We start from the raw sequence: 13581 nt of genomic DNA, 5'->3' as shown, positions 1-13581 counted from the left end.
TGTCTAGTGACGGGGTACGGACTACCAGCGGTAGTGCGCGAAGGCCTTGTTGGACTCGGCCATCTTGTGGGTGTCCTCGCGACGCTTCACGGAAGCACCGAGGCCGTTGCTGGCGTCGAGGATCTCGTTCATCAGGCGCTCGGTCATGGTCTTCTCGCGACGGGCGCGCGAGTAGCCGACCATCCAGCGCAGCGCCAGGGTGCTGGCGCGGCCCGGACGGACCTCGACCGGAACCTGGTAGGTCGCGCCACCGACACGGCGGGACTTGACCTCGAGGGCCGGCTTGACGTTCTCCAGCGCGCGCTTCAGCGCGACGACGGGGTCGGCGCCGGTCTTCTCACGGACGCCCTCGAGGGCGCCGTAGACGATCCGCTCGGCGGTGGAGCGCTTGCCGTGCAGCAGGATCTTGTTGACCAGCTGGGTGACGACCGGGGAGCCGTAGACCGGGTCGATGATGACCGGGCGCTTCGGGGCGGGGCCCTTACGAGGCATTCTTACTTCTCCTTCTTGGCGCCGTAGCGGCTGCGAGCCTGCTTGCGGTTCTTGACACCCTGGGTGTCGAGCGAACCGCGGATGATCTTGTAGCGGACACCAGGAAGGTCCTTCACACGACCACCGCGCACCAGCACGATGGAGTGCTCCTGCAGGTTGTGGCCCTCGCCCGGGATGTAAGCGGTGACCTCGATCCCGCTGGTGAGGCGCACACGGGCGACCTTACGAAGGGCCGAGTTCGGCTTCTTCGGGGTGGTCGTGTACACACGCGTGCAGACCCCACGGCGCTGCGGGGAACCCTTCAGCGCGGGAGTCTTGTTCTTCTCGACCTTGTCCTGCCGGCCCTTTCGGACCAGCTGCTGGATCGTAGGCACCGTTTCTCCGTTTTCTGTGTGCCAAGGCTTGGTGGAACTAACCTGCGGTGATTCCCTCACACACGGCCCCGTGGTCGACCCACGCGGTCGGGTGTGTTGGATTTATTCCGGCACGGAATCCCATGAGCTGATGTACAGCGACGGCGCTCTACGCGCGGCGCGCCGTGAAGGCGCTCCGGCTCGGCGCGGCGACCGGTGTGCATGCACGCACAAGGACCCGGGGACACCCCAGGCACAAGGTCAGAGCGTACCTAGCGCATCCGGCTCGGTCAAAACAAATGGAACGTCGCAGGTCGCGGCCGTGCCGCCGAGGCCCCCCGAGGCCCCCGGCACCGCGTCCGCCGCTTATAGCACACTCCCCCACCGCGCGCTCCGCAACTCGTCGGGCCCTCGTCCGGCGCTCGGCCGACCGGTGTCGTCCGTCACACCCGTTCGGCGGTCCGGACCAGTGCCGGGGGTGCCGTCAGCCGGAGGCGACGGCGAGGAGGAAGAGCAGACCCCAGAAGGCGATCGACAGCCAGCCGAAGACGATCCCGGTGACGGCCATGCCGTCACCCTCCTCGTTCCGCTCCGCCGCCTGGCGGCGCCCGATGTGGCCGGTGATCACGGCCGGCACGCCGAGCAGGCCGCCGGTGGGCACGCAGAGCAGGCCGAGGACCAGCGAGGTCACCGCGACGGCGTTGGTCCGCCGCGGCGGTGGCGGGGCCAGGAAGGTCTGCGGCACCGGGACGACGAGCGGCCCGGCCAGCTGCGGCGACACCATCTGGGGCGCCACCATCGGCCCGGCCGGCAGGTCGGCGACCAGCCGGGCGAGCTGGCCGTAGGTCTGCGCGGTGCTCGCCGCCTCGAAGCGCTCGCCGTACTCGGCGGCGCTCAGCCGGCCCTCGGCGAAGGCGGCCTTCAGCACGTCCACCGTGCGCTCGCGGTCCGCGGTCGCCGCGCGCATCGCGGACTGCGGCATGGCGGCCTGGGGCATCGCGACCGGCGGCATCGCGTGGTACGGCATCGTGGGCGGGGGCGCCACGGGGGCGTGCGGGGTGGACGCCGGCGGCTTCGCCGCCCCGAAGTCCTGCTCACCCCACGGCTGAACGGCCATCCGCCACCTCCCGGTACCCCCGCGCGACCACGGTCTCTGCCCGCCCGTCGGACTCTCATAGTGCAGGACGAACGGGGGCTCTGAGTAGTTGCCGATTCTGCCGATCCGGCTCACCGTCGGCGTCACGCGCCCTCCTCCGCCCCACCGTTCACCCGTTCGGCCCGGACACACCCGGGGCACCGCGACTGGAGACAGGCCGGGCCGGGCGGTGGCAGGCTGTCGTCGGGCCCGTTTCGATCATGGAATGATCACCGGTCCGACCGGTCCGACCACCAGTAGAGAGAGCCGCCATGCAGGCCTCAGCGCCGCCGCCGTCCCCCGCCCCGACCGCCCCCGCACCCTCGGCCGTGTCCATCCAGGGGCTGTGGAAGCACTTCGGGAGCCAGGCCGCCGTCGCCGGGCTCAGCCTGGAGCTGCCGACCGGGGCCTTCATCGGGCTCGTCGGCCCGAACGGCGCCGGCAAGACCACCACGCTGTCGATGGTCACCGGCCTGCTCCGGCCCGACCAGGGCACCGTGCTCGTGCACGGCGCCGACGTCTGGGCCGACCCGGTCTCCGTCAAGGCCCGGATCGGCATCCTCCCCGAGGGCCTGCGCATGTTCGAGCGGCTCAGCGGGCGCGAGCTGCTCCAGTACAACGGCCGGCTGCGCGGCCTGCCGGGCGCCGAGGTCGACCGCCGCGCCGAGGAGCTCCTCGCCGTCCTCGACCTGGCCGGCGACGCCGACAAGCTGGTCGCCGACTACTCCACCGGCATGCGCAAGAAGATCGGCCTCGCCGCCGCCCTGCTGCACAACCCGGACGTGCTCTTCCTCGACGAGCCCTTCGAGGGCGTCGACCCGGTCTCCGCCCAGACCATCCGCGGCGTGCTCAAGCGGTACGCGGCGGCCGGCTCCACCGTCGTCTTCTCCAGCCACGTCATGGAGCTCGTCGAGCAGCTCTGCGACTGGGTCGCCGTCGTCAACGCCGGCCAGGTCATCGCGCAGGGCCCGCTGGACACCGTCCGCGGCGGGCGCAGCCTGCACGAGGCGTTCCTGGAGCTGATCGGCGTCCGCGAGGACGACGGCCGGTCGCTCGGCTGGCTCGGCGGGGGCGAGCGGTGAGCGCCTCCCCCACCAGGCTCCCCGCGACCGGGCTGCCCTCGGCCGGGCTGCCCGAGGACCGGACGGTCGTCCGCACCCTCGTCTCGCTCAAACTCCGGCTGCTCCGCAACGGCCTGCGCCGCAGCCGCGGCCGCGCCGTCCTGTACGTGCTCGGCGCCGTCGTCGGCGTGCTGTTCGCGGCCTGCCTGGCCGTCCTGCTGGCGCTGCTCGGCGACCACATCGAGCACGGCTCCGCCGGGGACGCCGGCGTCGTCATGACCGGTGCGCTCACCGTCGGCTGGGCCGCGATCCCGCTGTTCCTCTTCAGCAGCGACGAGAGCGCCGACCCCACCCGGCTCACCATGCTGCCGCTGCGGCCCGGCCCGCTGCTGCGCGGCTCGGTGCTGGCCGCGCTGCTCGGCCCCGGGCCGCTGATCAGCCTGGTGCTGCTCACCGGCGCCGCGCTGTCCGGCGCGAACGGCGGCGCCTCGGCGGTGGCCGGCGCGGTCGGCGTACCGCTCGCGGTGCTCACCGTGGTGACGCTCTCCCGCGCGGTCGCCGCCGGCAACGCCCGGCTGCTCTCCAGCCGGCGCGGCAAGGACTTCGCCATCTTCGGCGGCCTGCTGTTCGCGCTGCTGGTGCAGATCGCCAACGTCGGCTCGCAGAGCGTCTTCGGCAAGGCCGGCGAGAACGGCGTCGACCTCGGCCCGCTGGCCCCGATCGCCTCCGTGCTGCGCTGGGTCCCGCCGATCGGCGCCGTCGACGCGGCCCGGACCGCGGGTGAGGGCCGCTGGCCGCTCGCCCTGCTCCAGCTCGCCGGGACCGCCGCGCTGCTCGCCCTGCTGCTGCGGTGGTGGCGCTCCAGCCTGCAGCAGCTGATGGTCACCGCGGACGCCTCGACGCTGGAGGTCGTGCGCGGCGTCCAGGACTCGGGGCGCGGCCGGCGGTTCCTGCCGGAGGGCCGGGTCGGCGCGGTGATGCAGCGCCACCTGCGCTACGCCTGGCGCGAGCCGCGGGCCAAGGCCGCCGTGTTCACCAGCATCGGGATGACGCTGGTGATCTGCGTGCTGTCGATCGTCCAGGGCTGGTCGACGGTCTATCTGGTGGCGATGACCGGGATGTTCCTCGGTCTGCAGATGCTCAACCTGTTCGGCATGGACGGTTCCGCGTTCTGGATGGTCGCGGCCACCATGCTCACCCCGGCCGACGCCCGGGACGAGCTGCGCGGGCGCGCGTTCGCGGTGCTCTCCTACGCCGTCCCGGTCACCCTGGTGCTCGCGCTCGTGCTGGCCGCCGCCACCGGCGACTGGTCCGGCCTGCCGTCCGCCGTCGGCGTCGCGTTCGCGCTGCTCGGCAGCGGCCTCGCGATCGGCGCCGTGCTCAGCGTGCTCGCGCCGTACACCATGCCCGCCGACAACAACCCGATGCGCAACGCCGCCCCGGGGCAGGGCGGGCTGGTGATGCTCAACAGCTTCGGCTCGATGTTCGGCAGCGTCCTCGTCGCCTCGCCGGTCGTCGGCTACCTGGTCTGGGCCCTGGTGACCGACGCCGCGACCTGGCCGGTCCTCCTCGCCGGGCCGCTCTACGGCGCCGCCGTCGCCGCCCTCGGTCTGCGGCTCGCCGCCGGCCGGCTGCTGGAGCGGCTCCCGGAGATCCTCGCCAAGGCCGTCGAGCGCTGAGGTCCGCGCACGGCGCCTCCGCCACCGACTACCGCCCCGGCCTTCCTCCGGGGCGGTAATCGGTGGCGGCCGGGCGGTGCGGACCGTAGCGTCCCGGGCATGAACGCGAAGCGCCCGATGATCGCCGTCCTCACCGGCGCCGGGATCTCCACCGACTCCGGCATCCCCGACTACCGCGGCCCGAACGGCCTTTGGCAGCGCGATCCGGACGCGCAGCGGCTGGTCACCATCGGCCCCTACCTGGCCGACCCGGAGGTCCGCCGGCAGGCCTGGCGGATGCGGGCCGAGACGGGCGCGCTCGCCGCCGAGCCGAACGCCGGACACCGGGCCCTGGTCGCGCTGGAGCGGTCCGGGCTGCCGGTGCGGGTGCTCACCCAGAACGTCGACGGACTGCACCAGCGGGCCGGCCAGACCCCCCGCAAGGTGCTCGAACTCCACGGCACCGCCCGGGAGGTGCAGTGCGTGGACTGCCGGGCGACGGGCCCGACCACGCAGGTGCTGGAGCGCGTCGCGGCGGGCGAGCCCGATCCGGCCTGCCGGGACTGCGGCGGGATCCTGCGCCCGCGCACCGTGATGTTCGGCGAACAGCTGGACCCGGAGGTGCTCCGGCAGGCGGACGCGATCAGCAAGGCCTGCGAGCTGTTCATCGCCGTCGGCACCAGTCTGCAGGTCTTCCCGGTGGCGGCGCTGCCGTACGAGGCGGTCAGCGGCGGCGCCCGGCTGATCGTGGTGAACGGCGAGCCGACCCCGTTGGACGAGGCCGCCGAGGAGGTCGTCCGCGAGCCGATCTCGACCGCTCTGCCGGCCCTGGTCGAGCGGCTGGTCGCCCGGTACGCCTGACCTCTTCGCGGGCGGCGCGTGGCACAGGCCGCCGGGGCTGGGCGGATTCAGCTGAGCGGATTCGGCTCGGTGGCTTCGGTCGGCGGCTTCGGCTCGGCGGCTTCGGCTCGGCGGATTCAGCTCGGCGGATTCAGCTGGGCGGCGTCGGTGGGCGGCTTCGGTGACGAAGCGATTGCGGCGTTCCGAACTACCAAGTCCCGGCGGCCTGTTCTGCGCTACGCTGCCGCGCGGAGCGGCCGTGGCCGGTTTCCGGCCACCGGGGGAGGTCGCGCGGGCGGCTCCGTCCGCACGCCGCACCGGTCACGGGCATGCCCTGCTCCGCGGCGGCGCGTACGAAGGAGCCCTCATGACCTCAGGCCGGCTGCTGGACCGCTCCGCGATCGGGGGCGACCTGCGGAAACTGGCCGACCGCCCCGGGCTGGCGCACCGTCAGGAGGAGCTCCGGGAGCTTGGCTTGGCCCTCTCCGGCGCCGGAGATCTGGACCGGTGGACCGAACTCGACCTGGTGCACAGCTTCGTACGGCCGGAGAGCGTACGGGCCGCGGTGCGGCCCCGACCCGAGCCGCGGTTCTGGGCCTGGATCGAAGTGACGCTCGGCGCACTGGTGTTCGTCCCGCTGCTGGTCACCTGGGCCGGGCTGATGCAGGCCACCAGCGCCTACCGGGCGCTGATCGGCGCGGACGCCCGGCAGGCCGCGCGCCCCTTCCTCCAGCTCTGGCAGACCGGCTTCGAGGGCCGGCTGCCCGGCTGGGCCACCTTCGGCGACGTCGCCCTGTCCGCCACCCTGTTCATCGCGCTGCTGCTGGCGCTGTCCGTCGCCCACGGCGTGCGCAGGGCCGGCACCGAGCGCCGCGAGGCGGCCGCCGAGGCCGGGGCGGAGGACCTGCTGGCGGAGCTGGCGCCGCTGCTCACCCGGGCCCAGCTGGTGCTGAACGAGCGCCGCCGCTCGACGCCGCAGCGCTTCACGGCCGAGCTCACCGGCGCGGCGGAGACCCTGGAACGGCTCGGCCGGCAGGCCGCCGACACCCAGCGCGAGCTGAGCGCGGCGGCGCTGGCCGTCGAACGCTCGGTCGCCGGGGCCGAGGAGCGGCTGGCCGAGGCGGGCGCGGCGGTCGATCCGCTGCGCCGGGCCGTCGACGGCGTGGAGCAGGCGGTCGACGGCATCGGCAAGGCCGTCGACGGCGTCGGCCGGGCGGTCCGGGACAGCGGGGACCGGCTCGCCGAGACCGTCCGGGACGGCGCGGCGGCCACCGACGACCTCGTCCAGCGGAGCGGGCGGCAGGCCGCCGACGCGGCCGAGCTGGTCCGGCGGGCCACCGACCGGGTCGGCACCGAACTCGCGGACGCCGGCGAACGGGTGGAGGACGCGGTGCGGGACCTCGCGGTCGCCCAGCGCGGCTTCACCACCGGGGCGGAGACCGTCGCGGACGTCGGCGGGCAGCTGCTGGAGCGGCTCGACGGGCTGACCCGGGAGGTCGCGGCGATGGCGGACCGGGTCGCCGCCGCGGCCTCGGCGGCCACCGCGGCGGCGGACCGGCTGGGCGGCGCCCCCGGGCCCGCCGACCGGGCGGGGATCGTCATGGTGAAGACCACGTCAGGCCCCGGCCCCGACGCGGGCACCGCCCGGTCCCGGGGCACGACCGCCGCCTCCGGCGCGACCCCCGATGCGGACGCTGACGTGGACGACCGCACGCTGCTGGAGCTGGACGAGGTGCCGGTGCACGGGCAGGGCCGATGAGGGGCCGCTTCCGGCGTACCCGGCCGAAGGCCCGCGGCGTGCACCTGGCCGGCTGGCTGTTCGCCGACATGCTGCTGGTGCTCGCCCTGGTCGCGATGGGCGACCAGGGCGATCCGGTGGCCGCCGAACGGGCCGCCGCCGCACCCACCACCGTCCCCAGCGCGAGCGCCACCGAGAGCGCCCCCGCGAGCGCCACCCCCACGCCCACCCCGACCGGCCCGCGCGGGGTCGAGCACGACCCGGTCACCGTCGACGTGACCGGCGACTCCTCGGACGCCGCAGGCCTGACCGCGCAGATCCGCGCGGCCACCGAGCCGTACGCCGGACGGCAGGCCGCCGTGGTCCTCACCTTCGGCAGCAACCGCGACCCGGGCGTCGGCCAGGCCTACGCCCACGCCGTCAACGGCCTGCTCGGACAGGCCCGCCCGGAGATGTTCCGTGGTACCACCACCCGGGACTTCCTCTCCCTCGCGGACAACCCCCGGCATGCCTCGCTGGAGATCTACTTCTACACCGGCTGACCGCCAACCACACCGGCCGACCGCCGACGCCCTGCCCATCGAAGGAGAAGTGCAGTGCAGATCCTCCCGTTCTACGCCGTCTGCGACGAGTCCTCGTCGATGACCTTGCACATCGACACCCTCAACAAGGCCCTGTTCTCCCTCCACCAGGAGATCAGCACCAACCCGACCATCGCCGACAAGACCCGGTTCGGGCTGATCGGCTTCTCCACCGACGCGCACGAGCTCCAGCCGCTGGTCGACCTGAGCGACCTCGAGGAGCTCCCGGCCCTCGACGCCTCCGGCCTCACCTCGTACGGCAGGGCGTTCAGCCTGCTCCGCCAGGCGATCGACCGGGACGTCCAGGGGCTGAAGGCGGAGGGCCACGACGTCTACCGGCCGGTGGTCTTCTTCCTCTCCGACGGCGAGCCGACCGACTCCGACTGGGAGCAGCCCTACCAGGAGCTGCTCGCCTCCGCGTTCCGGCCGCACATCATCGCCTTCGGCATCACCGAAGGGGCCGACCGGGCCGTGATCGCGCAGGTCGCGACGTTCAAGGCCTTCATGCAGGAGGACGGGAACGCCGACGTGGCGCCCGCGCTGCGGGAGTTCGCGGCCAGCCTGACCCGCTCGATCGTCCGCTCGGTGAGCGGGGCGACCGCCGCCGGCGCGGGCATGAGCCTCCAGGTCGACGACCACGTGCCCGGCTTCACCGCCGTGTCGCTCGACAAGCTCTGAGCCGGGCCGCCGGATGAACCCGTACGAGAACGCCCCGCCGGCCGGCCGGGTGCCGGAGCCCGGGCCGGACCACGCGCCGCCCCGCAAGGGCGACCCGATCGAGCTCGCCTCCTCGGTCTACGAGCACGGCTGGGACCTGGAGCCGGTGGCGCCCGTCCCGGTCGGCGCGGCGGTGGCCGCCGTCGCTCCCGGGCCGGTGGCGCCCGAGGAGTTCCTGCCGCGGCCGATCGGCCCGGGACCGGCCGCGGTCCACGGGCCGCGGCCGGACCCGGTGTCGCCGGTCGGCGGCCCGGTCGAACCGGCCGTCGCTCCACCGGCCGGGCCCGCCGAGGCCGACACGACGGCCGCATCCGGACCGGTCGTACGGCCGGCCTCGTTCCGGGAGCCCGGCCCGCTCTCCCACGTCGGCCGCAAGCCCCCGGCCTACCCCGCCGAGCCGACCGACCTCCCCTCCGTCCGGGCCGGCGACCCCTACGGCGCCCTGCTGCCCGACACCGTGGTGGACGGCGGCCGGTTCGGCCCGGTCACCGTCCGCGCCGCCTCCGTCCGCGGCGACTCGCACCGCTACGCCGCCGAGTGCCGCCAGGACGCCGCGCTGGTCGTCCGCGTCGGCGAGCTGCTGCTGGTCGCGGTGGCCGACGGCGTCGGCTCCCAGCCGCACTCCCACCACGGCTCCAACGGCATCCTCCGGCTGCTGGCCAAGCAGGTCGCACCGAAGGCGGAGACCCTGCTGGGCGTCCTGCGGACCGGCAGCGCCGCGGACTTCGCCAGTCTGACCAGCCGGCTCGTCGCGGCGGCGGCCGGCGAACTCGCCCAGGAGGCCGAGCGGGCCGGACACCCGCCCAAGTCCTGGTCGACGACCCTGCGGGCGCTGCTGGTGCCGGCCGACCCGGAGGTCCGGGTCCGGGGCTTCGTGTCGGTCGGCGACGGCGGTCTGCTGCGCCTGCGCGAGGGCGGCTGGGACAACCTGGACGCCGAGGAGGACGGCGACGACCCGCTGATCAGCACCCGGACGGACTGCCTGCCCGAGGCGTACGAGCTCGCCCGGACCAGGCTGATCACCGACACCCGCCCCGGCGACCTGCTGGTGCTCTGCACCGACGGGCTCGCGCTCCCGCTGCTGAAGGAGCCCGAGCTGCGGGAGTTCCTCGGCGGACGCTGGGCCCGCGAGGTGCCCGGTCTGGCCGAGTTCCTCTGGCAGGCCCAGGTCCGGGTGCGCAGCTACGACGACGACCGCTCGGTCGTCTGCCTCTGGGAGGCGCCGGCGTGACCGCCCCGGACATCGCCACCGCGCTGGCCGGCGGCGCGGACGTCGAACTGGCGCTACTCCCCGTCGGCCCCGAGGCCGGCCGGGGCGGCCAGGGCTCGGTGCAGCGGCTGGACGGCTACCCCGGCCTGCTGTTCAAGCGCTACCTGGATCCGGCCCGAGTCCACGGGCCGGCCCTGGCCGAACTCGTCGGCCTGCGGCTCGCGCTGCCGCCCGCCGACCGGGACCAGTTGGACGCGCAGGCCGCCTGGCCGCTCTGCCGGGTGGTGGACGGCCCGCGCTGCGTCGGCTTCCTCATGCGGGAGGCACCGCCGTCGATGACCTGGCGGACCGCCGGCGGCGCCGCCAAGCTCACCGAGGCCCAGTTCCTGCTCTACCCGGAGAAGCCCGCCACCCAGGGCGTCGTCCGCCCCGGCCCGGAGCAGCGGCTGGCCCTCGTCCTGGAGCTGGTGGGGCTGGTCGACCGGCTGCACCGCTGGGGGCTGGTGATCGGCGACCTGTCGCACGCCAATGTGCTCTGGTCGGTGCGGCCCGAGCCGGCGGTGCACCTGCTGGACTGCGACGGCATCCGGCGGGTCGGGGCGGCGCCGGTGCTGGAACAGGCCGACACCCCCGACTGGTCGGACCCGCTCTCCCCGCACGGCAGCGCCGCCTCGGTGGACAGCGACCGCTACAAGGCGGCGCTGCTGGTCGGCCGGACCCTGGCGCAGGACCCGTACGTGGCGCCGGGGGCGCCGCTGGACCCGCTGCCCGGGGTGCTGACGGACCGGCAGCTAGGGATGGTCCGCCGGGTCTGGGAGCAGGCCGGCGGCCCGTACGGGACGCGGCCGGACCCGACCGCCTGGCTGCTGGCGCTCGGCGGCCGGGGCAGCATCCCGCTCGCGCCGGGCGCTGCGCCGCTGCCGCGCCCGGCCCGGCCGGTGGACGCCCGGCTCTTCGACGGCCGGGCGCCCCGGGGCAGCATCCGACTCCAGCGGCCGGACTGACGAGGGCCGGCGGGGGCCGGGGGTCCGGCGGGGGCCGGGGGTCCGGCGGGGGCCGGGGGGGGTCGGACATCACGCCTGCGTACGATGATCCTCCCGGCTCCCCCCTCACGGCCTGGAGTGATCGACCGATGACGACGACGGTGAAGTTCGACCCCTGGTCGGCGGCGTTCGTGGCCCACCCCTACGACGCGTACGCCGAACTGCGCGCACAGGGCCCGGTGACGTACTTCGAGCCCACCGACCAGTGGCTGGTCCCGCGCTACGCGGACGTCGGCGCGCTGCTGCGGGACCGCCGCCTCGGCCGCACCTACACCCACCGGTTCAGCCACCAGGAGTTCGGCCGCCCCGAACCCGACCCGGCGCACGAGCCGTTCCACACCCTCAACGACAACGGCCTGCTCGACCTGGAGGCCCCGGACCACACCCGGATCCGCCGCCTGGTCTCCAAGGCCTTCACCCCGCGGATGGTCGAGGGCCTGCGCCCCACCGTCCGGCGGCTGGCCGACGAACTCGTCGACGGACTGCTCGCGGACGGCGGCGGCGACCTGATCGCCGCCGTCGCCGAGCCGCTGCCGGTCGCGGTGATCGCCGAGATGCTCGGCATCCCGGAGTCCGACCGGCACCTGCTGCGCCCCTGGTCGGCCGACATCACCGGGATGTTCGAGCTCAACCCGACCGAGGAGGCCGCCCGCCGGGCCGTCACCGCGAGCGTCGAGTTCTCCGACTACCTGCGCGGCCTGATCCGCGAACGCCGGGCCGCCCCCGGCGAGGACCTCGTCAGCGCGCTCATCCACGCCCAGGAGGGCTCGGACGCGCTCAGCGAGCAGGAGATGATCTCCACCTGCGTGCTGCTGCTCAACGCCGGCCACGAGGCGACCGTCAACACCACCGGCAACGGCTGGTGGGCACTGTTCCGCAACCCCGCGGAACTGGCCCGGCTGCGTGCCGACGTGGACGCCCTGCTCCCCACCGCCGTCGAGGAGCTGATGCGCTGGGACACCCCGCTGCAGATGTTCGAGCGCTGGGTGCTGGAGGACATCGAGATCGGCGGAGTGACCGTCCCCCGCGGCTCCGAGATCGCCCTGCTGTTCGGCTCCGCCAACCGCGACCCCGAACGCTTCCCCGACCCCGACCGCCTCGACCTCGGCCGCACCGACAACCCCCACATCACCTTCGGCGCCGGAATCCACTTCTGCCTCGGCGCCCCACTCGCCCGACTGGAACTCACCGAGTCCTACGGCACCCTCCTCCGCCGCGCCCCGAACCTGCGCCTTGTCCGCGACCCCGAGTGGCGCCCGGGCTACGTGATCCGAGGCCTGGACGAACTGCTGGTCGAGGTGTGACGACGAGCGGGGAACGGCCATCGGCGGCCGGGCCGGGGAACCGGGTTCGGGGGTGGTGCGTCGAAGTGGGACCTAGGTGCGGGTGTCGGCCTGTGCCGTGATTCCAGGGCGAGGTCAGTCATGTCCGCCACCGCCACGACCGTCCGCAGCCGCCGCGCGGCGGTGCTCATGCTCTGCTGCGCGGCTCTGCTCACCGCCTGCGGGTCCTCCGGCGGCGGGGCGCCGGTGGTCCGGGCCGAACCCGTGTCGGCGCCGCCCGTCGATCCCGCGCGGGTCGCCGCCACCGCGGCGGCGACCGGTGCCTTCGGGCTCGACCTGCTGCACACCCTCACGGCCGACCCCGCCGCGGCCGGGCGCAATCTGGTGCTGTCGCCGTCCGGTCTGGCCACCGCCCTCGCGATGGTGCTGCCCGGTGCCCGCGGCGCCACCGCCGACGAGCTCGCCGCGGCGCTGCACACCGAGCTCACCCCGGAGCAGTACGCGTTCGCCACCGGCGCCCTGAACCGCGGCGGCGTGCCCGCCGCCGACAAGGGGACGGTGCTCAGGCGGTCGGACGACCTCTGGGCGCAGCGCGACGCCCCGCTCGACCCGCACTACCTCGGCGTGCTGGCCGCCGCCTTCGACACCGGCGTGCACACCGCCGACTTCCGCGCCGACCCGGAGGGGGCCCGCAAGGCCGTCAACAGCACCGTCGAGAAGGCCACCGACGGCCGGATCAAGGACCTCTTCGGCCCGGGGCAGATCAACCCCGGCACCCGGCTCGCGCTCACCGACGCGCTCTACCTCAAGGCCGACTGGGCCCGGCCGTTCAAGGCCGGGGACAGCGCCGACCGGCCGTTCCACCGCCTGGACGGCTCCGAGGCCGCCGTGCCCACCATGGCCTCGACCGAGCCGCTGCGCTACGCGGAGGGCTCCGGCGGGATCCTCGGCCAGCCCTGGCAGGCCGTCGAGCTCCCCTACGCGGGCAGCACCCTGGCGATGGACCTGGTGGTGCCCGCGCAGGGCGGCTTCGAGGCGTTCCGCAAGGGCCTGGACCAGGCGCAGCTGGACCTCGTGCTGGGCGCGCTCGCCGAGCGGGCGGTCGACCTCACCCTGCCGAAGTTCCGCTTCGACACCGCCAACGAGCTCACGCCCACCCTGCGGGCCCTCGGCGTCACCACGGCGTTCGGGGCCGCCGCCGACCTCTCCGGCATCCCCGGGCCGGGGAGCACCGAGCGGCTGCGGATCGGCACGGTGGTGCAGAAGGCCACCGTCCAGGTCGACGAGCAGGGCACGGTCGCGGCGGCCGGCAGCGGCGTCGGGGTGGAGGTCATGGCCGGGGCCCCGCCGAAGCAGACCGTCCAGCTGCACATCGACCGGCCGTTCCTCTTCCTGATCCGGGACACCGCCTCCGGTCTGCCGCTCTTCCTCGGCCAGGTCACCGACCCGTCGGCCGGGAAGTAGCCGCCG

At 74.6% G+C, this 13581-nt stretch carries 13 protein-coding genes; 10 read left to right on the top strand and 3 right to left on the bottom strand.

The window, feature by feature from the left end; all coding sequences use genetic code 11:
- Positions 1 to 21: 21 nt before the first annotated feature.
- The 3 genes from rpsG to ACFP3U_RS21200 form a co-directional block, all read right to left on the bottom strand.
- Positions 22 to 492: a 30S ribosomal protein S7 gene (rpsG, locus tag ACFP3U_RS21210; protein WP_188306747.1), complete on the bottom strand. Its 471-nt coding sequence runs from the start codon at positions 490 to 492 to the stop codon at positions 22 to 24.
- A gap of 2 nt (positions 493 to 494) precedes the next feature.
- Positions 495 to 866 (bottom strand): 30S ribosomal protein S12, encoded by a 372-nt coding sequence (rpsL, locus tag ACFP3U_RS21205; RefSeq protein WP_014144289.1) that lies wholly within the window; start codon positions 864 to 866, stop codon positions 495 to 497.
- 463 nt (positions 867 to 1329) lie between these two features.
- On the bottom strand, positions 1330 to 1962 hold the full coding sequence (locus ACFP3U_RS21200) for a DUF1707 and DUF4190 domain-containing protein (protein ID WP_380227171.1): 633 nt from the start codon (positions 1960 to 1962) through the stop codon (positions 1330 to 1332).
- A 290-nt stretch (positions 1963 to 2252) separates the two neighbouring features.
- Here ACFP3U_RS21200 and ACFP3U_RS21195 point away from each other — a divergent pair, with 290 nt between their 5' ends.
- The 10 genes from ACFP3U_RS21195 to ACFP3U_RS21150 all read left to right on the top strand — a co-directional run bounded on the left by ACFP3U_RS21195 (position 2253) and on the right by ACFP3U_RS21150 (position 13575).
- The gene (locus tag ACFP3U_RS21195; RefSeq protein WP_380227170.1) at positions 2253 to 3062 is read left to right on the top strand and encodes an ABC transporter ATP-binding protein; all 810 of its coding nucleotides are present in this window, start codon (positions 2253 to 2255) and stop codon (positions 3060 to 3062) included.
- On the top strand, positions 3059 to 4720 hold the full coding sequence (locus ACFP3U_RS21190) for a transporter (protein ID WP_380227169.1): 1662 nt from the start codon (positions 3059 to 3061) through the stop codon (positions 4718 to 4720). Before ACFP3U_RS21195 ends, ACFP3U_RS21190 begins: the two co-directional genes overlap by 4 nt.
- A 99-nt stretch (positions 4721 to 4819) precedes the next feature.
- On the top strand, positions 4820 to 5560 hold the full coding sequence (locus ACFP3U_RS21185) for an SIR2 family NAD-dependent protein deacylase (protein ID WP_380227168.1): 741 nt from the start codon (positions 4820 to 4822) through the stop codon (positions 5558 to 5560).
- 346 nt (positions 5561 to 5906) lie between these two features.
- On the top strand, positions 5907 to 7298 hold the full coding sequence (locus ACFP3U_RS21180; protein ID WP_380227167.1) for a methyl-accepting chemotaxis protein: 1392 nt from the start codon (positions 5907 to 5909) through the stop codon (positions 7296 to 7298).
- Positions 7295 to 7819, top strand: coding sequence for a hypothetical protein (locus ACFP3U_RS21175; protein WP_380227166.1), 525 nt, complete (start codon positions 7295 to 7297; stop codon positions 7817 to 7819). Before ACFP3U_RS21180 ends, ACFP3U_RS21175 begins: the two co-directional genes overlap by 4 nt.
- Before the next feature lie 54 nt (positions 7820 to 7873).
- Positions 7874 to 8536: a vWA domain-containing protein gene (locus tag ACFP3U_RS21170; protein WP_380227165.1), complete on the top strand. Its 663-nt coding sequence runs from the start codon at positions 7874 to 7876 to the stop codon at positions 8534 to 8536.
- Positions 8537 to 8549: 13 nt separating this feature from the next.
- Positions 8550 to 9806, top strand: a complete 1257-nt coding sequence (locus ACFP3U_RS21165; protein ID WP_380227164.1) for a protein phosphatase 2C domain-containing protein — start codon at positions 8550 to 8552, stop codon at positions 9804 to 9806.
- Complete coding sequence (locus ACFP3U_RS21160; protein WP_380227163.1) at positions 9803 to 10789, top strand: hypothetical protein; 987 nt, start codon at positions 9803 to 9805, stop codon at positions 10787 to 10789. Before ACFP3U_RS21165 ends, ACFP3U_RS21160 begins: the two co-directional genes overlap by 4 nt.
- A 128-nt stretch (positions 10790 to 10917) precedes the next feature.
- Positions 10918 to 12132, top strand: a complete 1215-nt coding sequence (locus tag ACFP3U_RS21155) for a cytochrome P450 (protein ID WP_380227162.1) — start codon at positions 10918 to 10920, stop codon at positions 12130 to 12132.
- A gap of 120 nt (positions 12133 to 12252) precedes the next feature.
- Positions 12253 to 13575, top strand: coding sequence for a serpin family protein (locus ACFP3U_RS21150; RefSeq protein WP_380227161.1), 1323 nt, complete (start codon positions 12253 to 12255; stop codon positions 13573 to 13575).
- Positions 13576 to 13581 lie beyond the last annotated feature (6 nt).

Source organism: Kitasatospora misakiensis (genome assembly GCF_042656005.1).
GTDB classification, from domain to species: domain Bacteria; phylum Actinomycetota; class Actinomycetes; order Streptomycetales; family Streptomycetaceae; genus Kitasatospora; species Kitasatospora misakiensis.
The sequence above is the reverse complement of the archived record's forward strand: the minus strand, read 5'-3'. Positions and strand labels throughout refer to the sequence as shown.